Source organism: Pseudomonas umsongensis (assembly GCF_012647205.1).
GTDB lineage: Bacteria > Pseudomonadota > Gammaproteobacteria > Pseudomonadales > Pseudomonadaceae > Aquipseudomonas > Aquipseudomonas umsongensis.
This window is the reverse complement of the sequence record NZ_CP051487.1, coordinates 5,310,385-5,335,315: the sequence shown is the minus strand read 5'-3', so window position 1 is coordinate 5,335,315 and position 24,931 is coordinate 5,310,385. Positions and strand designations below refer to the sequence as shown.

Here is a 24,931-nt window from a genome sequence, read left to right as displayed (position 1 = left end):
ATCCTGTTTCCCAGGGTTGTGTGAAGAACCAAAAAAAAAGCCCCGCCCGGGTTCACCGGGCGGGGCTTTTCAATGGCCGAGGGAATCAGACGAGAGGTTTAGGCTCGTGCTCTTTTTCCTGGGCTTTCTCGTGTTGCTCAACCGCTTCCTGAACGGAGCGAGGTGCTTCGGCAATCACTGACTCAACCGGCTCGGCAGCGACTTCGGCAACCGGGGCAGATGCCTCGACCACTTCGGCGGCAACCGGAGCTGGCTCGGCAGCAACAACCTGGGCAGCAGCGGCCGCCAGTTCGGCTTCCTTCTGCAGACGCTCTTCTTCACGCTTGCGGCGACGCACTTCACGTGGGTCGTTCGGTGCGCGGCCACTTGGCGTCAGGGCGCTGATTGGCGCGGCTTCAACCACTGGAGCAGGCGTTGGGGCAACAACCGGCGCTTCAACCACTGGAGCTGGCTCGGCAGCGGCAACCACTGGCTCGGAGACCAACGCTTGCGCCACCTCGGCTTCAGCAACCGGCTCTGGAGCAGGGGTTTCGGCTACGGCTGGCTCGGCAACCCAGTTGAACGCGGTTTGCTCTTCGCGAACTTCACGAACGGCCTCGGTCACGGTTTCAGTCACGGTGTCGGCAACCGGTTCTGCAACCACGGCTGGCTCAGCTGCAGCTTCAACCACTGGCTGTGCTTCTGGCGCTGCTGCCACTTCGATTTCCGGCGAAGCTGTGGTTTCGACCGGAGTCGTCGCTTCCACCACTGGCGCTTCGGCCGGGGCCGTTTCCAGTGTGGCGGCGGTGGCGCGTTCGGCTTGCTCGTTGGCCTGTGCTTCGGCCGGAGCGCTGATCACGCTGCTGGCAACGGCTGCGGTAACAGCTAGGCCGGCGGCCAGGTCAGCAGTGCTTGGCGCTTCAGTGTTATCGCCGGCTTCGGACTCATCCGAACCTTCGATCACGTTGCCGTTGGCATCACGCTGACGCTCGCGGCGGTTGCTGCGACGACGCTGGCCACGGGAACGGCGGCGTGGACGATCGCCTTCGGCGCCTTCCTGACCTTCTTCCTGCAGTTGCTCTTCGTTGCCGGTCAGCTCTTCTTCGGCTACGGCAGCCGCTTGCTCGGCACGCGGTTGACGTTCTTCACGCGGTGGGCGTGGAGCGCGTTCTTCGCGTGGCGGGCGGGCCGGGCGTTCTTCAGTGGTCGCGGCAGCGACAGCAGCGGCAGCAGGAGCGACAGCGTCCAGCGGCTCGCGCAGTTCACGCACACGCTCCTCACGCTCGCCACGTGGCTTGCGATCTTCGCGCGGGGCACGCGGAGTACGCTCTTCACGTGGCGCGCGCGGAGCGCGTTCTTCACGTGGTGCACGTTCTTCGCGGGCTACGACTGGCGTTTCTTCGCGGGTTTCGCGTGGTTCACGTACTTCGCGTGGCTGGCGCTCTTCGCGCGGCTCGCGTGGGGCGCGTTCTTCGCGGGGCGCGCGCTCTTCACGAGGCTTGCGCTCTTCATCGCGGCGACCGTTACGGGTGCGGCTCTGCTGGCGGCCGGTACGACGTTGTTCCTCGTTGCTGCGTGCGGGACGCTCGGTGGTAGCCGGTTTCTCAACCACGGTCGGAGCGACAGGCTCTTCCTTGGACGCGAACAGGCTGACCAACGACTTCACCAGGCCTTTGAAAAGGCTTGGCTCTGGCGCGGCGACAGGTGCGGGAACCGGTGCGGCGACGACTTCGGTCGGCACCGGAGCGTTGGCGCGGGCGGGAGCCGTCTTGACCGCGGCTTCCTGGCGTACCAGGGTGCGGGTCGCGGCAGCTGGCTGCACTTCTTCCACTTCGGCAGCGGCAGCGGCGATTTCGTAGCTGGACTGGTTGATCGCCGCTTCCGGGCTGTCATCACGCAGGCGCTGAACTTCGAAGTGCGGCGTTTCGAGGTGATCGTTCGGCAGGATGACGATGCGGGCACGGGTACGCAGTTCGATCTTGGTGATCGAGTTACGCTTTTCGTTGAGCAGGAACGCGGCCACCGGGATCGGCACTTGTGCACGAACTTCGGCGGTGCGGTCTTTCAGGGCTTCTTCTTCGATCAGGCGCAGGATCGCCAAAGACAGCGATTCAACGTCACGGATGATGCCGGTGCCGTTGCAGCGCGGGCAAACGATGCCGCTGCTTTCGCCCAGGGATGGGCGCAGGCGCTGACGGGACATTTCCAGCAGGCCGAAGCGCGAGATGCGACCGACTTGCACGCGGGCGCGGTCGGCTTCCAGGCATTCGCGGACTTTCTCTTCCACGGCACGCTGGTTCTTGGCCGGGGTCATGTCGATGAAGTCGATGACGATCAGGCCGCCGATGTCGCGCAGGCGCAACTGGCGGGCGATTTCTTCGGCGGCTTCAAGGTTGGTCTGCAGCGCGGTCTCTTCGATGTCGCTACCTTTGGTGGCGCGCGCCGAGTTGATGTCGATGGACACCAGGGCTTCGGTCGGATCGATCACGATGGAGCCGCCGGAAGGCAGTTCGACGACGCGCTGGAAAGCGGTTTCGATCTGGCTTTCGATCTGGAAGCGGTTGAACAGCGGAACGCTGTCTTCGTAGAGCTTGATCTTGCTGGCGTACTGCGGCATCACCTGGCGAATGAAGGTCAGGGCTTCGTCCTGGGCTTCAACGCTGTCGATCAGCACTTCGCCGATGTCCTGGCGCAGGTAGTCGCGGATCGCGCGGATGATCACGTTGCTTTCCTGGTAGATCAGGAAAGGCGCGGAACGATCCAGCGAAGCTTCTTTGATGGCGGTCCACAGTTGCAGCAGGTAGTCGAGGTCCCACTGCATTTCTTCGCTGCTGCGACCCAGGCCGGCAGTGCGCACGATCAGGCCCATGTCGGCCGGGGCAACCAGGCCGTTCAGCGCTTCACGCAATTCATTGCGCTCTTCGCCTTCGATGCGACGGGAGATACCGCCGGCACGCGGGTTGTTCGGCATCAGCACGAGGTAACGACCGGCCAGGCTGATGAACGTGGTCAGGGCGGCGCCCTTGTTGCCACGCTCTTCTTTTTCGACCTGAACGATGACTTCCTGGCCTTCGCTCAGGACGTCCTTGATGTTGACGCGGCCTTCAGGGGTTTTCTTGAAGTATTCGCGGGAGATTTCTTTGAGGGGCAGGAAGCCGTGGCGCTCAGAGCCGAAATCGACAAAGGCAGCCTCCAGGCTTGGTTCGATGCGAGTAATCCGGCCTTTATAGATGTTGGCCTTCTTCTGCTCGCGTGCACCGGATTCGATGTCCAGGTCGTAGAGGCGCTGGCCATCTACCAGTGCAACACGCAACTCTTCGGGTTGAGTTGCGTTAATCAGCATTCTTTTCATGTAGTACCGTCGGTTTCCGGGCTGCCGGAAACGGCGTTCGGCACACACGACTTCTCATGGTCGGTGTCAGGTGCGTCGGGAGTGGTTGGCCATTCCCGTGTCCAGCGATGTCCGGCCAATGTGGGCCTTCGTCGCGACGTACGCGTCCTGCTTGCTGTGGCTACTTAAGCACTCAGTCAGGAGGAGGAATCAACCGGCGGCTGTGGACGAGATGAAGCGTCTTGATAAAGCCTATTGCTACACAGGCCAGCGGTTGTGCATCTCCACCCTACACGTATCCCTGATAATTCGGGTGCTGCCGCGCGCAGAATCCGCAGCGGGTTGGCATTTACCGTGAGCTCCGAAAGGGGAGGTCACGCATCATGGCTAATTTAGGCGTTGTTTCCGAAGCGTTTCGCTCGGGGTCATCCGCAGCTGACTGCACTTTGTGAACTGGCCATGAATATTGGCTCGAAAAGCGAGTGGAAACTCTGCTTTGCGGTTTGATTCAGGCCTCATGTCACCTGCGCTTGTTACAGTTGCAAACTCCACCGTTACGTAGCGAAAACCCCGTAGGACGGCCTCGCGTCCTGGTGAATTGCGTTGGTCAGGGCCGGTTTTTGACCGTTGGTCCGCTGGCCAGGCCGCTTTTGGCGGCGTTCGCGACTATAGCAGCAATGATTAAGTGCTTCAATTCCATAAAAAATTGTTATCATCCGCGCCATGACGACGACTACCCCCCCGACTCCAGGCGTACAACTGCTTGAGGTCTCGCCGGAATATGCCGGCCAACGTATTGATAACTTCCTTCTCGCTCGGCTCAAAGGCGTGCCCAAGACCTTGATTTACCGCATTTTGCGTAAAGGCGAAGTGCGAGTGAACAAGGGTCGGATCAAGCCCGAATACAAGCTGCAGGCGGGCGATATCGTGCGCGTGCCGCCGGTTCGCGTGCCTGAGCGCGACGAGCCGGTGCCGCTGGCCCAGGGGCTGTTGCAGCGCCTGGAAGCCTCGATTGTCTTTGAAGACAAGGCCCTGATCGTGATCAACAAGCCCGCGGGCATTGCGGTTCACGGTGGTAGCGGCCTGACTTTCGGGGTGATCGAAGCCTTCCGTCAGCTGCGCCCCGATTGCAAGGAGCTTGAGCTGGTTCACCGTCTCGACCGTGATACGTCCGGCCTGTTGATGATCGCCAAGAAGCGCAGCATGTTGCGCCACCTGCACACCGCATTGCGCGGTGATGGCGTCGACAAGCGCTACATGGCGCTGGTGCGCGGTAACTGGGCGAGCTCGATCAAGCAGGTTCGTGCGGCGTTGGGCAAGAGCAACCTGCGCTCCGGCGAACGCATGGTCGAGGTCGACGAAGAGGAGGGCAAGGAGTCCGTGACCGTGTTCAAGGTCCTGCGCCGCTTCGGTGACTTTGCCACCCTGATCGAAGCCAAGCCGATCACTGGCCGGACTCACCAGATTCGTGTGCACACCTTGCACGCCGGGCATTGCATCGCTGGCGACAGCAAGTATGGTGACGAAGGTTTCAGCAAGGAAATTCGCGATCTGGGCGGTAAGCGCCTGTTCCTGCATGCCTACATGCTGACTGTGCCGTTGCCGGATGGTGGCGAATTGAAATTGCAGGCGCCTGTCGACGAAATGTGGGCTAAAACCGTGGAGCGCCTGAGTGCACCCATCTGATTACAAGCTGCTGATTTTCGATTGGGACGGCACGCTGGCCGATTCCATTGGTCGGATTGTCGAGGCGATGCACGTGGCGTCGCAGCGGTCCGGGTTCGAGCAGTGCGATGATCTTGCGGTCAAGGGCATCATCGGCCTCGGTCTGCCGGAGGCGATTCGTACCCTGTATCCGGAAATCGGCGATGCCGAACTTGTAGCGTTTCGTCAGCACTATGCCGATCACTACATCGCCTCGGAGGCGGTACCTTCGCCCTTGTTCGAGGGCGTGGTCGAGTCGCTCGAGGCGTTTCGTGCCGAGGGTTATCACCTGGCCGTGGCCACGGGCAAGGCCCGTCGCGGGCTGGATCGGGTGCTGAAGTCTCACGGTTGGGAAAATTACTTCGATATCACCCGGGCTGCCGACGAGACAGCCAGCAAGCCCCATCCGCTGATGCTTGAGCAGATACTGGCGCATTGTGATGTGCGTGCGGATCAGGCCCTGATGGTTGGCGACTCGTCCTTCGATCTGCAGATGGCGCGCAATGCCGGCATGGATTCGGTGGCGGTCAGCTACGGCGCGCAATCGATTGAAGCGCTGAAGCTGTTCGAGCCACGACTGGCTATCGATCGTTTTTCACAATTGCACGCCTGGCTGGGTCAGCGGGCCTAATACGTTATTGCTGGGGTAAATGGCATGGCCGACGAATGGAAAGCGCCCGCCAAGGCGAGCGCAGAGAGCGGTGACGAAAAAAGCTGGAAGCTGCTGGAGAAGACCCTGCTGGCCGGTGTGCAGGAGCAGCGTCGCTCCCGGCGTTGGGGGATTTTCTTCAAGTTGTTGACCTTCGTGTACCTGTTTGTCGCGTTGGCGCTGTTTACGCCTCTGATGGATATCGAGAAGGCTGCAACCCGCAGTGGTAACTACACCGCGTTGATCGAGATCGACGGCATGATCGCCGACAAGGAGCCGGCCAGTGCCGACAACATCGTCGGTAGCCTGCGAGCCGCCTTCGAAGACGACAAGGTCAAGGGTGTCATCCTGCGCATCAATAGCCCGGGCGGCAGTCCGGTGCAGTCAGGCTATGTCTATGACGAGATTCGCCGTCTGCGTGGACTGCATCCGGATACCAAGCTTTACGCGGTGATTTCCGACCTGGGTGCTTCCGGCGCGTATTACATTGCCAGTGCGGCGGACCAAATCTATGCCGACAAGGCGAGCCTGGTGGGCTCCATCGGGGTAACGGCGGCCGGCTACGGGTTTGTCGGCACCATGGAGAAGCTGGGAGTGGAGCGTCGCACCTACACTTCGGGCGAGCACAAATCCTTCCTCGACCCGTTCCAGCCGCAGAAGCCTGAAGAAACGGCGTTCTGGCAGGGTGTGCTCGATACCACCCACAAACAGTTCATCAGCAGCGTCAAGCAGGGTCGTGGCGATCGCCTGAAGGACAAGGAGCATCCGGAGCTGTTCTCCGGGCTGGTCTGGTCGGGTGAGCAGGCGCTGCCGCTGGGCTTGATCGACGGCCTGGGTAATGCCAGTTATGTCGCGCGGGATGTGATCGGCGAAAAAGAGCTGGTGGACTTCACCGTTCAGGAATCGCCGTTCGATCGCTTCTCGAAAAAGCTCGGCGCCAGCGTGGCTGAGCACTTGGCAATGTGGATGGGGTTCAACGGTCCGTCGTTGCGCTGATTCTGTAGGAGCGAGCATGCTCGCGATGGTCTACAGAGCGCCGCGTTCACCCAGGAATCCCGCGTTTGCGTTGACGTCCATCGCGAGCATGCTCGCTCCTACAGAGTTATGCGGTCAGGGGATTTGCACGCCTTCGGTTAGAAGCATATCGACAAGGCGAATCAGCGGCAGGCCGACCAGGCTGGTAGCGTCGGGGCCCTCGGTGCGCTGAAACAGGCTTACCCCCAAGCCTTCGGCCTTGAAACTGCCAGCACAGTCGTAGGGTTGTTCGGCGCGCAGGTAGCGTTCGATGCGTTCACTGTCGAGTGTGCGCATGTGCACCGTGAAGGGTACGCAGTCGACCTGGCAGTGGCCGGTCTGGCTATTCAGCAGGGCGAGCCCGGTCAGGAACGTCACGCTGGTACCGCTTGCAGCCAGCAGTTGCTCGCGAGCTTTTTCGAAGGTGTGGGGCTTGCCGATGATTCGCTCGCCAAGCACCGCGACCTGGTCGGAGCCGATAATCAGATGAGCGGTATGGCTGGCGGCCAGTGCGCGTGCTTTCTCTTCGGCGAGGCGTTTGACCAATGCGACGGCGGATTCACCGAGGCGATGGCTTTCATCGATGTCCGGCGAGCTGCAGCTGAATGGCAGCTGCAAGCGGGCCAGCAAATCCCGGCGATAAACCGAGCTTGAAGCGAGTAATAAAGGCAGCATGCGCAACTCCAAATGGCAGGCATGAATTCTATCGGGGCTTCCAAGTGACGGACAGGGCTGAATTTCCTTTGACATGGGCGGGTGCATCCCTATAATGCTGCGCCTATGTTGAATGACCCGATTCCACCTCACGTTGACCCGCGCAAATTGGCTGATCGTGGCACCACCCTCCAAGGTGAAATGCTGCTGGCCGATTTGGAGAGACTCTGCGACCCGCTTTCCGACAATGTCGGTACGGTGCAGGCTAAATTCGTTTTTGAACGAGATGAACGTAAATCTGTGGTCATCCACAGCTTTATCGACACTGAAGTCAAAATGGTTTGCCAGCGTTGTCTTGAGCTGGTCACCCTGCCGATCCATAGCGAATGCAGTTACGCTGTGGTGAAGGAGGGTGCGAATACCCAGTCGTTGCCGAAAGGTTATGACGTGCTGGAACTGGGCGAAGATCCATTGGATCTGCAGTCACTGATCGAGGAGGAGCTTCTGCTCGCCTTGCCCATTGTGCCTGCTCATCATCCGGAAGAATGCCAGCAGCCGGCGGGAGCAGATGAGCCCGAACCGAGCGAGGACGAGGTAACGCGGTCCAACCCGTTCAGTGTATTGGCGCAGTTAAAGCGTGACCCAAACGTTTAGGAGTTAATCAATTATGGCTGTTCAGCAGAACAAAAAATCCCGCTCTGCCCGTGACATGCGCCGTTCGCACGACGCTCTCGAGGCTAGCACCCTGTCTGTAGAAAAAACCACCGGTGAAGTTCACCTGCGTCACCACGTATCGCCAGAAGGCGTATACCGTGGCCGTAAAGTGATCGACAAGGGCGCTGACGAGTAATCACTTGTCCGCTCAAGTCATCGCGATTGACGCAATGGGCGGGGACTTCGGTCCCCGCAGCATTGTCCAGGCCAGTCTTGCTTGCCTGTCTGCTACGCCCTCGCTGTACCTGACCCTCGTCGGTCAACCCTCCCTCCTTGAAGAATTGATCGCTGGCCAATCGGTTGTGGATCGCGCGCGCCTGTCGATTACTCCGGCGTCCGAAGTCATCACCATGGACGAAAAACCTGCCCAGGCCCTGCGCGGCAAGCCCGACTCGTCGATGCGCGTGGCGCTTGAGTTGCTGCGCGATGGCAAGGTCCAGGCTTGTGTCAGTGCCGGTAATACCGGGGCGCTGATGGCGCTGTCGCGCTTTGTGCTCAAGACCTTGCCGGGCATTGATCGGCCGGCCATGGTAGCGGCGATCCCGACGCAGAAAGGTTATTGCCAGTTGCTCGACCTGGGCGCCAATGTCGATTGCAGCGCCGAGCATCTGTTGCAGTTTGCAGTGATGGGCTCGGTTGCGGCCGAGACCTTGGGTATCGTGCGTCCGCGCGTCGCATTGCTGAACATCGGCACCGAGGACATCAAGGGCAATCAGCAGGTCAAGCTGGCTGCAACCTTGCTGCAAAGTGCCCGTGGCATCAACTACATCGGTTTTGTCGAGGGCGACGGGTTGTACCGTGGCGAAGCGGATGTGGTGGTCTGCGACGGTTTTGTCGGCAACATCCTGCTCAAGTCCAGCGAGGGGTTGGCCACCATGATTGCCGGGCGCATCGAGGCGTTGTTCAAGAAAAACCTGCCGTCACGCATGGTGGGAGCCTTGGCCCTGCCCCTGATGAAGCGTTTGCAAGCTGACCTGGCGCCGGCGCGACATAACGGCGCGAGCTTTCTTGGTTTGCAGGGCATCGTGGTCAAGAGCCACGGTTCTGCGGGGGTGCAGGGGTTTCAGAGTGCAATTTCCCGTGCCTTGATCGAGATCCAGGAAAACCTGCCGGAGCGCATCCACGGTCGTCTGGAGGATTTGTTGCTTTAGGCGTTTTCGTCGGACAATGCTTAAATGTGACCGCTTGGTTCAAATGGCCATCCAACTCTCAGTTTCTTGCGTCCCCCTGAGCGGGACGTCAATTCTCCGACGACAAGATCATTAGGGGCTTGTTACATGTCTGCTTCCCTCGCATTCGTCTTTCCGGGACAGGGTTCGCAGTCCCTCGGCATGCTGGCCGAGTTGGGCGCGCAACACCCGGTCGTCCTCGACACGTTCAAAGAAGCTTCCGATGCCCTGGGTTACGACCTGTGGGCGCTGACCCAGCAAGGGCCGGAAGAACAACTCAACCAGACCGATAAGACCCAGCCGGCAATTTTGACCGCTTCGATCGCCCTGTGGCGTCTGTGGTTGGCTGAAGGCGGCGCGCGCCCGGCGTATGTGGCTGGTCACAGTCTGGGCGAATACAGTGCCTTGGTGGCTGCTGGCAGCCTGAGCCTGGCTGACGCGGTGAAGCTCGTCGAGCGCCGTGGCCAGCTGATGCAGGAAGCTGTTCCGGCGGGGCAGGGTGGCATGGCTGCCATCCTCGGCCTGGAAGACGCTGACGTATTGGCTGCCTGTGCCGAAGCGGCACAAGGCGAAGTGGTCAGCGCGGTCAACTTCAACTCCCCGGGGCAAGTGGTCATTGCCGGCGCCAAGGCCGCGGTGGAACGTGCCATTGAGGGCTGCAAGGCACGTGGCGCCAAGCGCGCCATGCCGTTGCCGGTCAGCGTGCCGTCGCATTGTGAACTGATGCGTCCGGCGGCCGAGCGTTTCGCCGAATCGATCGCCGCGATCGATTGGCAGGCTCCGCAGATCCCGGTGGTACAGAATGTCAGCGCCCAGGTGCCGGCGGATCTGGAAACCCTCAAGCGTGATCTGCTCGAGCAATTGTACAAGCCAGTACGCTGGGTAGAATCCGTACAGACCCTGGCCGCCAAGGGCGCGACCAATCTAGTGGAATGCGGCCCGGGCAAAGTACTGGCCGGTCTGAACAAGCGCTGCGCCGAAGGCGTATCGACTTCCAATCTCAATACCCCAGACGCTTTCGCTGCCGCCCGTGCAGCGCTGGCCTGAATCAGGAGAAGCTTGCATGAGTCTGCAAGGTAAAGTTGCACTGGTCACCGGCGCGAGCCGCGGCATCGGCCAGGCTATCGCCCTGGAATTGGGTCGTCAGGGCGCCATCGTTGTGGGCACCGCGACCTCCGCTTCTGGTGCCGAGCGCATTGCCGCCACTTTGAAGGAAAACGGCATTCAGGGCACTGGCCTTGAGCTCAATGTCACCAGCGACGAGTCCGTGGCGGCTGTCCTGGCGACCATTCAGGCGCAGTTCGGTGCCCCGGCGATCCTGGTCAATAATGCCGGCATCACCCGCGATAACCTGATGATGCGCATGAAAGACGACGAGTGGCATGACGTGGTCGATACCAACCTGAACAGTCTGTTCCGCCTGTCCAAGGGCGTTTTGCGCGGTATGACCAAGGCCCGTTGGGGACGAATTATCAGTATTGGCTCGGTTGTGGGTGCCATGGGCAACGCAGGCCAAGTAAACTACGCTGCCGCCAAGGCCGGCCTGGAAGGTTTCAGCCGCTCTCTGGCGCGTGAAGTCGGTTCGCGTTCGATTACGGTAAACTCGGTAACCCCTGGGTTCATCGATACCGATATGACCCGCGAACTGCCCGAGGCACAGCGTGAAGCCTTGCAGACGCAGATTCCGCTGGGTCGTCTGGGGCAAGCTCAAGAGATCGCGTCTGTGGTCGCTTTTCTTGCGTCGGACGGTGCGGCTTACGTTACTGGGGCTACAATCCCGGTGAACGGCGGGATGTACATGAGTTAAATGTGACGGATCGTTTCAAAAAAATGTCATACGAGCTGTCTAAAATCCGTTATAAAGCTGCAATCTATTTATAGGCAGTGGGTCACCGGGTTTGAGGAGTGAAGCTTTCAGTTGAAAAGCTGAAAAGTCTTTCTATACACTTACCCACTGGCCAGCTGCCTGAATTTGTCCATTAGGAGTGAAAACAAGGTATGAGCACCATCGAAGAGCGCGTCAAGAAAATCGTTGCCGAGCAACTGGGCGTTAAAGAAGAAGAAGTGGTCAACACTGCTTCCTTCGTTGAAGACCTGGGTGCTGACTCCCTTGACACCGTTGAGCTGGTGATGGCTCTGGAAGAGGAATTCGAGACCGAAATCCCTGACGAAGAAGCTGAGAAGATCACTACCGTACAAGCAGCAATCGACTACGTAACTAGCCACCAGGCGTAATAGTTTGTAATCGTTGCTCGCTGTCATGGAAAAACCGCACTGCCATCATGGCGTGCGGTTTTTTCTTTAGGCCTGATGCAAAGTCGTCATTTGAAAAAAGGAGAGTGCTGTGTCGCGTAGACGCGTCGTAGTCACCGGTATGGGTATGTTGTCGCCACTGGGCACGGATGTGCCGAGCAGCTGGCAGGGCATTCTGGCTGGCCGCAGTGGCATTGGTCTGATCGAACACACCGACCTTTCTGCCTATTCCACCCGTTTTGGCGGCTCGGTAAAGGACTTCAAAGTCGAGGATTACCTGTCGGTCAAGGAAGCTCGCAAGCTCGACCTGTTCATTCAGTACGGTCTGGCCGCAGGTTTTCAAGCAGTGCGCAATGCCGGTCTGGAAGTGACCGACGCCAATCGCGAGCGCATCGGCGTGGCCATGGGTTCGGGTATCGGTGGACTGACCAACATCGAAGAAACCAGTCGTACCTTGCATGAGACCGGCCCGCGACGGATTTCCCCGTTCTTCGTGCCTGGCTCGATCATCAATATGATTTCCGGCTTCCTGTCCATCCACCTGGGCGCACAGGGGCCTAACTATGCCATCGCCACGGCGTGTACCACCGGTACGCACTGCATCGGCATGGCTGCTCGCAACATCATGTACGACGAAGCTGACGTGATGATCGCCGGCGGTGCCGAGATGGCAGCCTGCGGACTGGGCATGGGTGGTTTCGGCGCTTCACGCGCGCTATCGACCCGCAACGACGAGCCGACCCGCGCCAGCCGCCCATGGGACAAGGGCCGTGATGGCTTCGTATTGTCCAATGGCGCCGGTGCGCTGGTGCTGGAAGAGCTGGAACACGCCAAGGCCCGTGGCGCTACCATCTATGCCGAACTGATCGGTTTCGGTACCAGTGGCGATGCCTACCACATGACTTCGCCGCCAGCCGATGGCGCGGGGGCTGCACGTTGCATCACCAATGCGCTGCGTGATGCCAGGATCAATGGCGATCAAGTGCAGTACATCAACGCCCACGGCACCTCGACGCCGGCTGGCGACCTCGCTGAAGTCAATGCGATCAAGTCGGTGTTTGGCGAGCACGCCTACAAGTTGGCCGTCAGCTCGACCAAGTCGATGACCGGTCACTTGCTGGGTGCGGCGGGCGCGGTCGAGGCCATCTTCAGCGTGCTGGCGATCAACAGCCAGGTGGCGCCACCGACCATCAACCTCGATGAGCCGGACGAAGGCTGCGACCTCGACTTCGTGCCGCACACCGCGCGCAACATGGATATCGATGTGGTCGTGTCCAACTCCTTCGGTTTTGGCGGCACCAACGGCTCGCTGGTGTTTCGCCGGTTTGCAGGCTGATGGACAGCTGGGTCGACGGTCAGCCGGCTGACGCATTGTCGCTGAAGGATCGCGGCCTGGCCTACGGCGACGGTCTGTTCGAGACCATCGCCGTGCATGATGGCTTTCCGGTCCTGCTGGATCGTCATCTGGTGCGGCTGGCCAAGGGGTGCCGGCGGTTGGCAATCAATCTGGATCATGCTGCCGTGGTTTCGGAGGTGTTGACCTATGCCGAGCAACTGAACGACGGCGTACTCAAACTGATCATTACCCGCGGCGACAGCCTGCGCGGTTATGCTTTCGATCCTTCGGCCCAGGCCCGTCGTATCCTGACGGGTAACCCTCCTGCGGTTTACCCGCAGGCTCATGCGGAGCAAGGCATTCGCCTGTTCCCGTGTACCACGCGACTTTCCTTTCAACCCCTTCTTGCAGGTCTCAAGCACTTGAACCGTCTTGAGCAGGTGATGGCGCGTGCCGAATGGCAGGACACCGAACATGCTGAAGGCTTGATGCTCGATCAAGCCGGTCGCGTGATCGAGGGCGTGTTCAGTAACGTGTTCCTGGTGCATGACGGCGTGTTGATCACCGCAGATTTGAGCAGCTGCGGCGTAGAAGGTGTGATGCGTGCCGAATTATTGTCTCAGGCGGAATCTTTAGGTATCCCCCTGCAAATCACCGATATCACGCTTGAGCAGCTGCAAGGCGCTGACGAAGTTTTTGTCTGCAACAGCGTGTATGGCGTTTGGCCGGTGCGCGCCTATGCCGCACTGAGCTGGCCGGTTGGGCCGCTCACCCGTAAACTCCAAACCATTGCCCGCGCGCTACTGGATGCTTGATACGTGAGACGTAAATTCTTGCTGCTGCTGGAAACCGGACTGGTTCTGGCGGGGCTGATGTTAGGTGCTTCTGCCTGGAAAATTCATTCGGCGCTGGTACAGCCGCTGAATATCAAACAGGAAGAATTGCTGGAGGTGCCCAAGGGCACTACCCCGAACCGCACTTTCCTGCGAATGGAAGCCGATGGCGTCATCAAGGACGCGTTCTGGCTGCGCGTCTACTGGCGCTTCAATTTGCCCAAGCAGCCGTTGCACAGCGGCGAGTACCGCATGACGCCCGGCATGACCGTCGAAGGTCTGATCGATCTGTGGAAGCGCGGGGAAATGGTGCAATACAGCCTGACCCTGGTCGAAGGCTGGAATTTCCATCAGGTCCGTGCGGCCCTGGCCAAGGAAGAAAAGCTCGAGCAAACCTTGAAAGGCCTGAGCGACAGCCAGGTCATGGACAAGCTCGGCCATAGCGGGATTTTTCCCGAGGGACGATTCTTTCCCGACACTTATCGCTTCGTGCGTGGCATGACCGACGCCGAATTGCTCAAAACCGCTTACCAGCGCCTCGACGACGTACTGGCCAAGGAGTGGAGTCAGCGTGCCGCCGACCTGCCTTACTCCGGTCCCTATCAAGCCCTGATCATGGCCTCGCTGGTGGAGAAGGAAACCGGCGTGCCACAGGAGCGCGGGCAAATTGCCGGCGTGTTCGTGCGTCGGATGGAGATCGGCATGCTGTTGCAAACGGACCCAACGGTGATCTATGGCCTGGGTGACCGTTACAACGGCAAGCTGACTCGCGCCCATCTCAAGGAAGCGACCCCCTACAACACCTATATGATTTCCGGCTTGCCGCCGACACCGATTGCCATGGTCGGCCGCGAAGCCATCCACGCGGCACTCAATCCGGTGGAAGGCACCAGCCTCTACTTTGTCGCTCGCGGCGACGGCAGCCATGTGTTCTCCGATGATCTGGACGCGCACAATAATGCCGTGCGAGAGTTCCAGCTCAAGCGTCGCGCCGATTATCGCTCCAGTCCGGCACCGGTGGGCTCGCCCGAAACGCCGGATTCCGAGGCGTCGCCAACCGATGCACCGCCAATGGAGGTGCCGCAAACCGAAACGACGCAGCCCGAGGCTTCCGAAGCCCAGCCCCCTGTCCCGGCGGCTTCGCCCGACTCAGCGCCAGACTCAGCGTCAGACTCAGCGCCCGAGGCTGCACCTGCGGTGCCCGCGCAAGATCCCGTGCCTGAACCTGCTGCAACGCCGGAACCGCAATCCGAACCGAACACAACACCACCGCAAAGCCCGCAATGAATCTGACTAAGGACTGCCTGTGACTGGCTTGTTTATTACGCTGGAAGGCCCGGAAGGCGCCGGCAAGAGCACCAATCGCGAATACCTGGCCGAACGCCTGCGCGCTGCCGGTATCGAGGTGCTGCTGACCCGCGAACCGGGCGGCACGCCGCTGGCCGAACGCATTCGCGAAGTGCTGTTGGCGCCGGTCGATGAGGTCATGAACCCGGACACTGAACTGTTGCTGGTGTTCGCGGCGCGCGCCCAGCACTTGGCCGAAGTCATACGCCCGGCGCTGGCCCGCGGTGCCGTAGTGTTATGTGATCGCTTCACCGATTCGACCTACGCCTACCAGGGCGGTGGCCGCGGCTTGTCGCTGGAACGTATTGCGACGCTGGAAACCTTTGTCCAAGGCGATCTGCGCCCTGACCTGACGTTGATTTTCGACCTGCCGGTGGAAGTGGGGCTGGCGCGCGCCAGTGCCCGTGGACGTCTGGATCGCTTTGAGCTGGAGGGCCGGGCCTTTTTCGATGCCGTGCGCAGTGCCTTCCTCAAGCGCGCAGCAGCGGAGCCTGCGCGGTACGTGCTGATCGACGCCGCACAACCGTTGGCACAGGTCCAGCAATCCCTGGATGCCCTGCTGCCACGCCTGTTGGAGCTGAGCCGTGGCTGAAGCCTATCCATGGCAAGACAGCCTCTGGCAGCAACTGGCGGGTCGTGCGCAACACGCCCATGCTTATTTGCTGCATGGCCCGGCCGGAATCGGCAAGCGGGCCCTGGCCGAACGCTTGATGGCCAGTTTGCTGTGCCAGCGTCCGACCCCGCAGGGCGCTTGTGGCGAATGCAAGTCGTGCCTGTTGCTCAAGGCCGGCAGTCATCCCGACAACTACATCCTGGAGCCGGAAGAAGCCGACAAGGCAATCAAGGTCGACCAGGTGCGCGACCTGGTCAGTTTCGTGGTGCAGACCGCGCAACTGGGTGGGCGTAAAGTAGTGTTGATCGAACCGGTCGAGTCGATGAACATCAACGCCGCCAACGCCTTGCTCAAAAGCCTGGAAGAACCGTCTGGCGACACGGTATTACTATTGGTCAGCCACCAGCCCAGTCGGCTGTTGCCGACCATCAAGAGTCGCTGTGTGCAGCAAGCCTGTCCGCTGCCGGGCGAGGCCATGAGTCTGGACTGGCTGGCCACGGCCTTGCCGGACTGTTCGCCGCAAGAGCGCATCGAGTTGCTGACGCTGGCAGCCGGTTCGCCTCTGGCCGCCGTGAACCTGAACGCCCAGGGCGTGCGCGAGCAGCGCGCGCAAGTGGTCGATGGGGTGAAGAAGTTGCTCAAGCAGCAACAATCGCCGACACAGTTGGCCGAAGGCTGGAATGCGATTCCGTTGTTGCTGCTGTTCGACTGGTTCTGTGATTGGTCGAGCCTGATCCTGCGCTATCAGCTGACCCAGGATGAAGAAGGGTTGGGGCTGACGGACATGCGCAAGGTGATCCAGTACCTGGCGCAAAAAACCGCTCAGGACAAAGTCCTGAATATCCAGGACTGGATTCTCGCCCAGCGCCAGAAGGTATTGAGTAAAGCCAACCTCAACCGGGTGTTGTTGCTGGAGGCGCTGCTGGTGCAATGGGCGACGCTGCCTGCCCAGAGGTGACCGCCTGCGCCTGGAGTCTGCGCATCAGCCGTCATTGAAGGCGATAATACTGCATGCAGTCGAATCGAAACCTACCTGGCCGGACCACTGAAATCCGACCGTCCCACTCATACGATGTAAGTTGCAGCCCTTTATGCTCGTAGATTCCCATTGTCACCTTGATCGCCTCGACCTTGCCGCCCATGACGGCTCGTTGGATGCCGCCCTGGATGCGGCCCGCCAGCGTGGGGTAGGGCACTTCCTGTGTATCGGCGTCAGCGCTGACAACGCGGCCGATGTCAAAGCCCTGGCCGAGCGCTATGACGATGTCGATTGTTCAGTCGGCGTGCATCCGCTGGATGTGCAGCCGGGGGCGGCGCCTGCCTTGGACTGGCTGTTGCACGAGCTCAACCATCCGCGCGTGGTGGCGATCGGTGAAACAGGTCTGGATTATCACTACGAGCCGGAAGCGGCGGAGTTGCAGCAGCAATCTTTCCGATTGCACCTGCAAGCAGCGCAGCAGACCGGCAAGCCGGTGATCATCCACACTCGAGGCGCACGCGCCGATACCTTGAACCTGCTGCATGAGGCGGCGCTGCCCCAGGCAGGCGTGCTGCACTGCTTCACCGAGGACTGGGACATGGCGAAAGCCGCCCTGGACATGGGTTACTACATTTCCCTGTCCGGGATTGTCACATTCCGCAACGCCGACGCGTTGCGCGATGTGGCAAGCAAGGTGCCGGCCGATCGTTTGCTGGTGGAAACCGACTCACCGTACCTGGCGCCGATCCCTTACCGTGGCAAGCCGAACCTGCCGCAGTACGTGCGCGAAGTAGCGGAATTTCTGGCAATGTTGCGGGGTGAGCCCTACGAGCGATTTGCCGAGCAGACCACTGAGAACTTCAAGCGGTTGTTTCCGTTGGCGCATGTAAAAGGCTAAATCGCAGGCAAAAAAAACCCGGGTTCTGGGGGGTGAATCCGGGTTAAGACCATTAGGAGTAAAACAATGGCACGCGGTCCGTTGGTACCAATATCGGCGTGACACTTGGGGGAGATGCCCCGCCGACAGTTCAAGTATTGATCAGTATTTCGCACCGTCCAGTTTGTAGGCCGTGGTTTTTAAACATATTTGGAATACGGGCGCTTCAGAAGAGTTCTCATCAACAGACGATGTTGCGAGAAATCATCAAGAAACACAGATATGGTCGGATGATCCGTGCATTTTTGCGCAATTTAGGCATAATACGCGGCTTCGAATTTTGACCCCTACAGACCTTTTCTTATGCATAAAGAACCTCGTAAGGTCCGTGAGTTTCGTCGCCGCGAGCAAGAAATTCTCGATACCGCGCTCAAGCTGTTCCTCGACCAGGGTGAAGACAGTGTCACCGTCGAGATGATTGCTGATGCTGTCGGTATCGGCAAAGGCACGATCTACAAGCACTTCAAGTCCAAGGCCGAAATCTATCTGCGCCTGATGCTCGACTATGAGCGCGATTTGAACGAGCTGTTGCATTCGGCCGATGTCGACAAGGACAAGGAGGCCCTGTCCCGCGCCTATTTCGAATTCCGCATGCGCGACCCGCAGCGGTACCGGTTGTTTGACCGCCTGGAAGAAAAGGTCGTCAAGGGCAACCAGGTGCCGGAGATGGTCGAGGAGCTGCACAAGATCCGCGCCTCGAACTTCGAACGCTTGACCTTGCTTATCAAGGGCCGGATCAGCGAAGGCAAGCTTGAAGACGTGCCACCTTATTTCCATTACTGCGCGTCCTGGGCGCTGGTGCACGGAGCCGTGGCGCTCTACCACTCGCCGTTCTGGAGCAATGTGCTGGAAGACCAGGAAGGCTTCTTCCAGTTCCTGATGGACATCGGCGTGCGCATGGGCAACAAGCGCAAGCGGGACAGCGATACCCCGAGCAGCTGAGCCATTCAGCCACCTTATTGCTCGTTATTTCGCTACATGGCGCAGCAGCGCAGGAATATACTCAGGCAGAGGGCTTGCTAAAACTTGATTTGTGAGTCAAGTTTTAGCAAGCCCGAATATTCTTGCGCCGGAGTGATCATGATCGTTGACCGACAAGGCAGGCGTTTTCGCAATTTGCGAGTCAGCCTGACCTCAGCCTGCAATTACGCTTGTACCTACTGCGTGCCCAACGGCAAGCGGCTGGTGGCTGCGCAGGATGAATTGTCGGCCGAAGCCATGGCGCGTGGCGTCGCGTACCTGATCGAAGCGGCGGGTATCGAGCGCTTGCGCATCACCGGTGGCGAACCGCTGGTCAGTCCGAAACTCGAAGCCTTCATGGCGGCCGTCGGCCAGATGGGGCTGCAGGACATCAGCCTGACCACCAACGGCCAGCTACTGGCGAAGAAGCTGCCGATCCTGGTGGATGCCGGCATTCGACGCATCAACGTTTCCCTCGATACCCTCGACGCTTCTGCGTTTCGCGGCATTGCCCGTGGCGGTGATCTGGCGACGGTGCTTGAGGGCATGGACCAGGCCCGTGCAGCGGGCATGAAGGTCAAGGTCAACATGGTGCCGCTGCGCGGCCAGAACCTCGATCAGGTGATGCCGCTGCTCGATTACTGCCTGGAACGCGGTTATGAACTGCGCTTCATCGAGTTGATGCGCATGGGCCACCTGGCCAGCGACTCCAATGCCTTCCTGCAGCAGTTTGTCAGCCTGCAACAGCTGCTGGGCCTGATCGGCGAGCGCTATGAATATCTCCAGGCCGATGCGCCTGTCGATGCCACCGCTGTGCGTTATGAAATTCCGGGGCTGGGGCATTTCGGCGTGATCGCCAATGAAAGCGTGCCGTTCTGCCGCACCTGCTCGCGGTTGCGCCTGTCGTCCACGGGCTGGCTGCATGGCTGTTTGTCGTCAAGCAATCGCCACTATGTTGGCGATCTGCTGGACAAGCCGCGTCATCAGGCGCTTCCGGCGTTACAGCGGTTGTTGGTCAAGGCGTTGGGCGACAAGCAGGAAGTGGCGTTTTCCGGTGGTGCTACCGTCATGAAGATTATCGGCGGCTGAGTCGGCCTCTTCGCGAGCAGGTATGGCGCCAACCCTTGTGGGAACGAGCCTGCTCGCGAATGCGATTTATCAAGCGGCGACGCACTTGAGCTGGCGCAAAAGCTGCATCCTACGGCCATTCGCCGGTTTTCCGTCACCGGCCCCTGGAGGATAGGATGCGTAGCCTGGTTTTGCTGCTGGCCATTATGGCGCTCGGTGGCTGCATGAATGTCAGCGACATGGCCGAAGGGACTCGCTACCACATGAGTGACGCCGGCCTGCTGGACCACAGCGACAGCCGCCGGGTGAATAACCTGCGTATCCAGCCGGACTCGTTCGTCTACATTGCCCAGGGCGCCTTTATGCCGCCGGGCAGCGCCGTCTACCCGCGCCCCAATGTGATCGCCGAAGTCGCCTTCGATGGTTTCGTCGAGTATTTCCCGATGGTCCGCCGCGCCCGCACACCGCAAGGCCTTGACCAGGCCATGGGCGAAGCCCGTGCCGTCGGTGCCCACTACCTGCTCTATACCCGTTTCGCCAAGTCCGATGACCGCATTGGCAACTCGGATGAATGGCTGGATCAGGAGGCCGTGGATCGCCTTGGTATCGATACCGGCGTGATTCAGATCATGTTGATCGAGACCAGCACCCAGTATTTGATTGATACTGCACGTATCAACAGTCGTGGCGGTCTACTGACATTCCACGACGAAAAACCCGAAGACCTGATGGGCCCGCCGCTGCAGCAGTACGCGCGTAGCCTGTTGGGGCTCAGCGACCAGTAATTTCAAGGAGAGCACCATGAGTGGCCCGCAAAAAGCCAATGACCTGCTGGGGCAAATCCCCAAGACCCAAGGCTTGCCACCGGTCCACTTGTGGAACCCCGATTTTTGCGGCGACATCGACATGCGCATCGCCCGCGACGGCACCTGGTATTACCTGGGCACGCCGATCGGACGCAAGCCGATGGTCAAGCTGTTCTCCACCATCATTCGCCGCGACGGTGATGATTACTTCCTCATCACTCCGGTCGAGAAGGTCGGGATCAAGGTCGACGATGCGCCTTTCGTGGCGATTGCGGTGGACGTGGACGGCGAGGGCGAGGCGCAGGTGTTGCGCTTCACCACCAATGTCGACGAAACCACCGAGGCCGGTCCCGAGCACCCGATTCGCGTGGTGATCGATCCAGCCACTCAAGAGCCGGCGCCTTACGTGCATGTGCGCACCAATCTCGAAGCGCTGATCCATCGCAATGTGTTCTACCAACTGGTAGAGCTGGCGGTGACGCGGGAGATCGACGGGCAGCGATGGCTAGGCGTGTGGAGCGGTGGAGAGTTCTTCCCCATCGGCCTTGAGCCCTGACACTTCCCCCACAATGATTTCGGCAGTTCCTCACAAAATCAAATTGACAGCCAATCATATGATGATTAGCGTGGACACCCATCACAAACGGTTTTGAGGTGTCCATGTCCAGCAGTTTTCACGCCTCGACGGTCGATTGGCTGGGCTGCTGGATCGCTGCCCGGCACGTCAAGCCGGGGGAGACGCTCAAGGTCGAAGCTGACCTCGGCGAACAACTGGGTGTCAGTCGCACCGTTATCCGCGAAGCCATCAAGACCCTGGTTGCCAAGGGCATGCTCGAAGTCGGGCCGAAAGTCGGTACGCGGGTGTTGCCGGTACGGCGCTGGAACCTCTTCGATCCACAGGTCGTAGGTTGGCTGTCACGCAGCGGCTTGCCGGAAAACTTCGTCGATGACTTGCTCGACTTGCGCCGCACCATCGAACCGATGGCCGTGCGCTGGGCTTGCGAGCGTGCGACCGCCGAACAGCTCGATGCCATTTTACGAGCCTACAACGCATTGGCGCGAGCGGTGGAAAGCGGAGTCGATTACAACCGCGCCGACCAGCTCTTCCACGAGTGCATTCTCGCTGCCAGCCACAATCAATTCATCGAGCAAATGGTCCCGGCCCTGGGCGCGCTGTTGGCAGTGTGTTTCGAAGTGTCCGCCGCCAACCCCGACGAGCTGCGCCGCACCTTGCCCATTCATAAAGACATGGCCGACGCCATCGCCGCCCGGGACACCGCGCGGGGTGTGTGGGCCTGCATGACCCTGATCGATAACGCCGACCTGGCGATCAAGCGCTATTACCCGCAGGTCATGGCCGGGAAAAAAGCCGGCTGACAACCTGTAGAAGCTGGCTTGCTGGCGATGCGGCTCTTAAGGACGCTTTCGCCAGCCAGCCGGCTCCTACCGAAAAACAATAAAAAAGCAGGAGGTTTCATGACGTTGACTGCGGTTACCGAGCACCGGGCGCAACTCGGCGAAGGTCCGTTCTGGGATGCGCCGACCCAGGCGCTGTACTGGGTGGACATTGCCGGCAAACAGGCGCTGCGGTTGATCGGCGCCAACGTGCAGATCTGGCAGATGCCGGAGCATGTGTCGGCGTTCATCCCCTGTGCGAGCGGTGATGCGCTGGTGACCTTGAGCAGCGGCGTGTATCGGCTTGACCTTGATTCCCCGGGGTTGGAACCGCGACTGAGCTTGTTTTGCGTCGCGGATCCGCAGCCTGGTAACCGCGCGAACGAAGCCCGCTGCGATGCCCAGGGCAGGCTGTGGCTTGGCACCATGCAGAACAACATCGGCGAGCAGGGCGAAGACCTGCCCGTCGAACGGCGTTGCGGTGGCCTGTTCCGAATCGATAGCGATGCGCGGGTCACGCCACTGCTGCGTGGGCTGGGCATCCCCAATACATTGTTGTGGAGCGACGACGCCACTACCGTCTATTTCGGTGACAGTCTCGACGGCACGTTGTGCAGATACTTCATTCGTGCCGATGGCCATCTTGACCCGGCACAGGCCTGGTTCGGTCCTCATCCACTCGGCGGCCCGGACGGCTCGGCAATGGACGCCGAGGGTTTTGTCTGGAATGCCCGATGGGACGGCAGTTGCCTGCTCAGGCTGACACCGGACGGGCAGGTCGATCGGGTAATCGAACTGCCCGTCAGCCGTCCGACCAGTTGCGTATTTGGCGATGCGGACTTGAAAACCCTGTACATCACCAGCGCCGCGAGCCCCCTTGGGCATCCGCTGGATGGGGCAGTGCTGGCGATTCGCGTCGACGTTGCAGGAAAGTCCTGTAGCCGATTTTCAGGTTAAATCCCTAAATATGGGATGCGAATATATATATTGAGATTTCCTGCGCGTCGGGTTTATAGTCGGCGCCATCAGTTACACGCATTCACACTTACAAAAACAAAACAGGTGAAGTGATGCAGCGATATTCCCCCGCACTCCCTCGTGGAGTCCGCGTTTCAAAGCACCCCGATGCTGAAACGTTTCGCGCCTGCCTGTTTCTTCCTCAACGCCCTATTGACCGGACCTGACGTCCGGTTTTCGTCGTGCTTTCGAACAGGAGTCCTGATCCATGGCTGAACCTCTTTCGTTACCACCGGTGCCCGAGCCACCCAAGGGCGAGCGCCTGAAAAACAAAGTCGTACTGTTGACCGGCGCCGCCCAGGGCATCGGTGAGGCGATCGTAGCGACCTTCGCTTCCCAGCAGGCCAAGCTGGTCATCAGCGATATCCAGGCCGAAAAAGTCGAAAACGTCGCGGCACAGTGGCGGGGCAAAGGGGCTGACGTAGTGGCGATCAAGGCCGACGTTTCCCAGCAGCAGGACTTGCAGGCGATGGCCAGGCTGGCGGTTGAGCTTCACGGGCGAATCGACGTGCTGGTCAATTGCGCCGGGGTCAACGTGTTCCGAGATCCGTTGGAAATGACCGAGGAAGACTGGCGTCGCTGCTTCGCCATTGACCTGGACGGTGCCTGGTACGGCTGCAAGGCCGTATTGCCGCAGATGATCGAGCAGGGCATCGGCAGCATCATCAACATCGCCTCCACCCATTCCACCCACATCATTCCAGGCTGCTTCCCTTATCCGGTAGCCAAGCACGGCCTGCTCGGCCTGACCCGCGCCCTGGGTATCGAATACGCACCCAAGGGCATTCGCGTCAACGCCATCGCGCCGGGCTACATCGAAACCCAATTGAACGTCGACTACTGGAACGGCTTTGCCGACCCCCATGCCGAACGTCAGCGCGCCTTCGACCTGCACCCGCCGCGGCGCATCGGCCAGCCAATCGAGGTGGCCATGACCGCGGTGTTCCTGGCCAGTGATGAAGCACCGTTCATCAACGCTTCGTGCATCACCATCGATGGCGGGCGCTCAGTGATGTACCACGACTAGGTCATCCGGGTCTCAGGTGCAAAACTGCGCCTGAAATTCAATCATCATACGATATGACTATTGGCACTACGCTCAACAAAAACAACAAGGAGTCAGCTTATGAATCGTCGTCATGCCATCCGTTCCCTATGCTGCGCCGCCGTGGCGGTCAGCGCGTTCAGCCTGAGCAGCACGCTGCTGGCGGCTGAGGAAGTGAAAATCGGTTTCCTGGTCAAGCAAGCGGAGGAGCCCTGGTTCCAGACCGAATGGGCCTTCGCTGAAAAGGCTGGCAAGGAAAAGGGCTTCACCCTGATCAAGATCGCCGTGCCTGACGGTGAGAAAACCCTGTCGGCCATCGACAGCCTGGCGGCCAACGGTGCCAAGGGTTTCGTGATCTGCCCGCCGGACGTGTCCCTGGGCCCTGCAATCATGGCCAAGGCCAAGCTCAATGGCTTGAAAGTGATCGCCGTGGATGACCGCTTCGTCGATGCCAGCGGCAAGTTCATGGAGGACGTCCCTTACCTGGGCATGGCCGCCTTTGAAGTCGGCCAGAAGCAAGGCAGCGCCATGGCCACCGAGGCGAAGAAGCGCGGTTGGGAGTGGAAAGACACCTATGCGGTGATCAATACCTTCAACGAACTCGACACCGGCAAGAAACGCACCGACGGCTCGGTCAAGGCGCTGGAAGATGCCGGCATGCCCAAAGACCACATCCTGTTCGCGGCCCTGAAAACCCTCGACGTACCAGGCAGCATGGACGCCACCAACTCGGCACTGGTGAAGCTACCGAGCGCGGCGAAGAACCTGATTATCGGCGGTATGAACGACAACACTGTGCTGGGCGGCGTGCGTGCCACTGAAGCCGCCGGCTTTGCCGCGTCGAACGTGATCGGCATCGGCATCAACGGCACCGACGCCATTGGCGAGCTTAAGAAACCCGACAGCGGCTTCTACGGGTCGATGCTGCCAAGCCCGCACATCGAGGGCTACAACACCGCCAGCATGATGTACGAGTGGGTCACCAGCGGCAAAGAACCGGCGAAATACACCGCCATGGATGACGTGACACTGATCACGCGCGACAACTTCAAGCAGGAACTGGAAAAGATCGGCCTGTGGAACTGAGGGCCGGTTGATTTCATCGGTAACCCTGGCAGCAGGGTTGCC

The 24,931-nt window shown here is 60.0% G+C and carries 25 protein-coding genes and 1 pseudogene; 24 read left to right on the top strand and 2 right to left on the bottom strand.

Features of this window, described 5'->3' with window-relative positions; genetic code table 11:
* Nucleotides 1-85 precede the first annotated feature (85 nt).
* Nucleotides 86-3,331: a ribonuclease E gene (gene rne / locus HGP31_RS23975; RefSeq protein ID WP_168758796.1), complete on the bottom strand. Its 3,246-nt coding sequence runs from the start codon at nucleotides 3,329-3,331 to the stop codon at nucleotides 86-88.
* Nucleotides 3,332-4,033: 702 nt separating this feature from the next.
* Between rne and rluC the strand changes: the two genes are divergently transcribed.
* Genes rluC through HGP31_RS23960 form a run of 3 tightly spaced genes read left to right on the top strand, consistent with a single transcriptional unit; the run spans nucleotide 4,034 to nucleotide 6,659 of the window.
* Entirely contained in the window at nucleotides 4,034-4,996 is a 963-nt protein-coding gene (gene rluC, locus HGP31_RS23970) for a 23S rRNA pseudouridine(955/2504/2580) synthase RluC (protein ID WP_033041019.1), read from the top strand.
* Nucleotides 4,983-5,645 (top strand): HAD-IA family hydrolase, encoded by a 663-nt coding sequence (locus HGP31_RS23965; protein WP_020799931.1) that lies wholly within the window; start codon nucleotides 4,983-4,985, stop codon nucleotides 5,643-5,645. Before rluC ends, HGP31_RS23965 begins: the two co-directional genes overlap by 14 nt.
* 24 nt (nucleotides 5,646-5,669) lie before the next feature.
* A complete protein-coding gene (locus HGP31_RS23960) occupies nucleotides 5,670-6,659 on the top strand; it encodes a S49 family peptidase (RefSeq protein WP_020799932.1) in 990 nt (329 codons plus the stop codon).
* 114 nt (nucleotides 6,660-6,773) lie between these two features.
* On the opposite strand, the gene HGP31_RS23955 is transcribed toward HGP31_RS23960, so the two are convergent.
* The gene (locus HGP31_RS23955; protein WP_168758795.1) at nucleotides 6,774-7,352 is read right to left on the bottom strand and encodes a Maf family protein; all 579 of its coding nucleotides are present in this window, start codon (nucleotides 7,350-7,352) and stop codon (nucleotides 6,774-6,776) included.
* A 105-nt stretch (nucleotides 7,353-7,457) separates the two neighbouring features.
* Here HGP31_RS23955 and HGP31_RS23950 point away from each other — a divergent pair, with 105 nt between their 5' ends.
* The 21 genes and pseudogenes from HGP31_RS23950 (at nucleotide 7,458) to HGP31_RS23850 (ending at nucleotide 24,889) form a co-directional block, all read left to right on the top strand.
* On the top strand, nucleotides 7,458-7,985 hold the full coding sequence (locus HGP31_RS23950) for a YceD family protein (protein WP_007942001.1): 528 nt from the start codon (nucleotides 7,458-7,460) through the stop codon (nucleotides 7,983-7,985).
* Nucleotides 7,986-7,998: 13 nt separating this feature from the next.
* Nucleotides 7,999-8,181 (top strand): 50S ribosomal protein L32, encoded by a 183-nt coding sequence (gene rpmF, locus HGP31_RS23945; RefSeq protein WP_003179396.1) that lies wholly within the window; start codon nucleotides 7,999-8,001, stop codon nucleotides 8,179-8,181.
* Nucleotides 8,182-8,185: 4 nt separating this feature from the next.
* Complete coding sequence (gene plsX, locus HGP31_RS23940) at nucleotides 8,186-9,196, top strand: phosphate acyltransferase PlsX (RefSeq protein WP_020799934.1); 1,011 nt, start codon at nucleotides 8,186-8,188, stop codon at nucleotides 9,194-9,196.
* A gap of 126 nt (nucleotides 9,197-9,322) precedes the next feature.
* Entirely contained in the window at nucleotides 9,323-10,261 is a 939-nt protein-coding gene (gene fabD / locus HGP31_RS23935; RefSeq protein ID WP_033043587.1) for an ACP S-malonyltransferase, read from the top strand.
* A gap of 16 nt (nucleotides 10,262-10,277) precedes the next feature.
* Nucleotides 10,278-11,021 carry a 3-oxoacyl-ACP reductase FabG gene (gene fabG, locus HGP31_RS23930; protein WP_020799936.1) on the top strand — a complete coding sequence of 248 codons (744 nt, stop codon included), beginning with the start codon at nucleotides 10,278-10,280 and terminating at the stop codon, nucleotides 11,019-11,021.
* Between the two features lie 191 nt (nucleotides 11,022-11,212).
* Nucleotides 11,213-11,449, top strand: a complete 237-nt coding sequence (gene acpP / locus HGP31_RS23925; RefSeq protein ID WP_003175607.1) for an acyl carrier protein — start codon at nucleotides 11,213-11,215, stop codon at nucleotides 11,447-11,449.
* A 109-nt stretch (nucleotides 11,450-11,558) separates the two neighbouring features.
* Nucleotides 11,559-12,803 carry a beta-ketoacyl-ACP synthase II gene (gene fabF / locus HGP31_RS23920; protein ID WP_033043585.1) on the top strand — a complete coding sequence of 415 codons (1,245 nt, stop codon included), beginning with the start codon at nucleotides 11,559-11,561 and terminating at the stop codon, nucleotides 12,801-12,803.
* Nucleotides 12,803-13,618 (top strand): aminodeoxychorismate lyase, encoded by an 816-nt coding sequence (pabC, locus tag HGP31_RS23915; protein ID WP_020799938.1) that lies wholly within the window; start codon nucleotides 12,803-12,805, stop codon nucleotides 13,616-13,618. Before fabF ends, pabC begins: the two co-directional genes overlap by 1 nt.
* 3 nt (nucleotides 13,619-13,621) lie before the next feature.
* Nucleotides 13,622-14,923, top strand: coding sequence for an endolytic transglycosylase MltG (gene mltG, locus HGP31_RS23910; RefSeq protein WP_033043584.1), 1,302 nt, complete (start codon nucleotides 13,622-13,624; stop codon nucleotides 14,921-14,923).
* Nucleotides 14,924-14,942: 19 nt separating this feature from the next.
* Nucleotides 14,943-15,575, top strand: a complete 633-nt coding sequence (gene tmk / locus HGP31_RS23905) for a dTMP kinase (RefSeq protein ID WP_020799940.1) — start codon at nucleotides 14,943-14,945, stop codon at nucleotides 15,573-15,575.
* Entirely contained in the window at nucleotides 15,568-16,554 is a 987-nt protein-coding gene (locus HGP31_RS23900; protein WP_033043583.1) for a DNA polymerase III subunit delta', read from the top strand. The genes tmk and HGP31_RS23900 overlap by 8 nt, the downstream gene beginning before the upstream one ends.
* 36 nt (nucleotides 16,555-16,590) lie before the next feature.
* Nucleotides 16,591-16,674, top strand: a pseudogene (locus tag HGP31_RS23895) (PilZ domain-containing protein); the annotation flags it as partial.
* Nucleotides 16,675-16,687: 13 nt separating this feature from the next.
* Nucleotides 16,688-17,473, top strand: coding sequence for a TatD family hydrolase (locus tag HGP31_RS23890; protein ID WP_020799942.1), 786 nt, complete (start codon nucleotides 16,688-16,690; stop codon nucleotides 17,471-17,473).
* A 342-nt stretch (nucleotides 17,474-17,815) separates the two neighbouring features.
* Nucleotides 17,816-18,454 (top strand): TetR/AcrR family transcriptional regulator, encoded by a 639-nt coding sequence (locus tag HGP31_RS23885; RefSeq protein WP_007945721.1) that lies wholly within the window; start codon nucleotides 17,816-17,818, stop codon nucleotides 18,452-18,454.
* 138 nt (nucleotides 18,455-18,592) lie between these two features.
* On the top strand, nucleotides 18,593-19,561 hold the full coding sequence (locus HGP31_RS23880) for a GTP 3',8-cyclase MoaA (RefSeq protein ID WP_033043580.1): 969 nt from the start codon (nucleotides 18,593-18,595) through the stop codon (nucleotides 19,559-19,561).
* A gap of 155 nt (nucleotides 19,562-19,716) precedes the next feature.
* Nucleotides 19,717-20,325 (top strand): DUF4823 domain-containing protein, encoded by a 609-nt coding sequence (locus tag HGP31_RS23875; RefSeq protein ID WP_168758794.1) that lies wholly within the window; start codon nucleotides 19,717-19,719, stop codon nucleotides 20,323-20,325.
* 16 nt (nucleotides 20,326-20,341) lie between these two features.
* Complete coding sequence (locus HGP31_RS23870) at nucleotides 20,342-20,902, top strand: DUF1285 domain-containing protein (protein ID WP_033043579.1); 561 nt, start codon at nucleotides 20,342-20,344, stop codon at nucleotides 20,900-20,902.
* A 104-nt stretch (nucleotides 20,903-21,006) separates the two neighbouring features.
* Nucleotides 21,007-21,723 (top strand): FadR/GntR family transcriptional regulator, encoded by a 717-nt coding sequence (locus HGP31_RS23865; protein ID WP_168758793.1) that lies wholly within the window; start codon nucleotides 21,007-21,009, stop codon nucleotides 21,721-21,723.
* A 99-nt stretch (nucleotides 21,724-21,822) separates the two neighbouring features.
* Nucleotides 21,823-22,698, top strand: coding sequence for an SMP-30/gluconolactonase/LRE family protein (locus HGP31_RS23860; RefSeq protein ID WP_151143130.1), 876 nt, complete (start codon nucleotides 21,823-21,825; stop codon nucleotides 22,696-22,698).
* 268 nt (nucleotides 22,699-22,966) lie between these two features.
* Nucleotides 22,967-23,785, top strand: coding sequence for an SDR family oxidoreductase (locus HGP31_RS23855; protein WP_020799948.1), 819 nt, complete (start codon nucleotides 22,967-22,969; stop codon nucleotides 23,783-23,785).
* A 99-nt stretch (nucleotides 23,786-23,884) separates the two neighbouring features.
* Nucleotides 23,885-24,889: a substrate-binding domain-containing protein gene (locus HGP31_RS23850; RefSeq protein WP_083349643.1), complete on the top strand. Its 1,005-nt coding sequence runs from the start codon at nucleotides 23,885-23,887 to the stop codon at nucleotides 24,887-24,889.
* The last annotated feature ends 42 nt before the right edge of the window (nucleotides 24,890-24,931 follow it).

What these genes read in the sequence shown, in the direction of transcription:
- fabD (WP_033043587.1), top strand. Translation starts at nt 9,323, where the DNA reads ATGTCTGCTTCCCTCGCATTCGTCTTTCCGGGACAGGGTTCGCAGTCC.
- HGP31_RS23950 (WP_007942001.1), top strand. Translation starts at nt 7,458, where the DNA reads ATGTTGAATGACCCGATTCCACCTCACGTTGACCCGCGCAAATTGGCT.
- rluC (WP_033041019.1), top strand. Translation starts at nt 4,034, where the DNA reads ATGACGACGACTACCCCCCCGACTCCAGGCGTACAACTGCTTGAGGTC.
- HGP31_RS23855 (WP_020799948.1), top strand. Translation starts at nt 22,967, where the DNA reads ATGGCTGAACCTCTTTCGTTACCACCGGTGCCCGAGCCACCCAAGGGC.
- HGP31_RS23885 (WP_007945721.1), top strand. Translation starts at nt 17,816, where the DNA reads ATGCATAAAGAACCTCGTAAGGTCCGTGAGTTTCGTCGCCGCGAGCAA.
- HGP31_RS23960 (WP_020799932.1), top strand. Translation starts at nt 5,670, where the DNA reads ATGGCCGACGAATGGAAAGCGCCCGCCAAGGCGAGCGCAGAGAGCGGT.
- fabG (WP_020799936.1), top strand. Translation starts at nt 10,278, where the DNA reads ATGAGTCTGCAAGGTAAAGTTGCACTGGTCACCGGCGCGAGCCGCGGC.
- HGP31_RS23865 (WP_168758793.1), top strand. Translation starts at nt 21,007, where the DNA reads ATGTCCAGCAGTTTTCACGCCTCGACGGTCGATTGGCTGGGCTGCTGG.
- rpmF (WP_003179396.1), top strand. Translation starts at nt 7,999, where the DNA reads ATGGCTGTTCAGCAGAACAAAAAATCCCGCTCTGCCCGTGACATGCGC.
- pabC (WP_020799938.1), top strand. Translation starts at nt 12,803, where the DNA reads ATGGACAGCTGGGTCGACGGTCAGCCGGCTGACGCATTGTCGCTGAAG.
- HGP31_RS23890 (WP_020799942.1), top strand. Translation starts at nt 16,688, where the DNA reads ATGCTCGTAGATTCCCATTGTCACCTTGATCGCCTCGACCTTGCCGCC.
- rne (WP_168758796.1), bottom strand. Translation starts at nt 3,331, where the DNA reads ATGAAAAGAATGCTGATTAACGCAACTCAACCCGAAGAGTTGCGTGTT.
- HGP31_RS23870 (WP_033043579.1), top strand. Translation starts at nt 20,342, where the DNA reads ATGAGTGGCCCGCAAAAAGCCAATGACCTGCTGGGGCAAATCCCCAAG.
- acpP (WP_003175607.1), top strand. Translation starts at nt 11,213, where the DNA reads ATGAGCACCATCGAAGAGCGCGTCAAGAAAATCGTTGCCGAGCAACTG.
- HGP31_RS23860 (WP_151143130.1), top strand. Translation starts at nt 21,823, where the DNA reads ATGACGTTGACTGCGGTTACCGAGCACCGGGCGCAACTCGGCGAAGGT.
- HGP31_RS23875 (WP_168758794.1), top strand. Translation starts at nt 19,717, where the DNA reads ATGCGTAGCCTGGTTTTGCTGCTGGCCATTATGGCGCTCGGTGGCTGC.
- HGP31_RS23955 (WP_168758795.1), bottom strand. Translation starts at nt 7,352, where the DNA reads ATGCTGCCTTTATTACTCGCTTCAAGCTCGGTTTATCGCCGGGATTTG.
- HGP31_RS23850 (WP_083349643.1), top strand. Translation starts at nt 23,885, where the DNA reads ATGAATCGTCGTCATGCCATCCGTTCCCTATGCTGCGCCGCCGTGGCG.
- HGP31_RS23880 (WP_033043580.1), top strand. Translation starts at nt 18,593, where the DNA reads ATGATCGTTGACCGACAAGGCAGGCGTTTTCGCAATTTGCGAGTCAGC.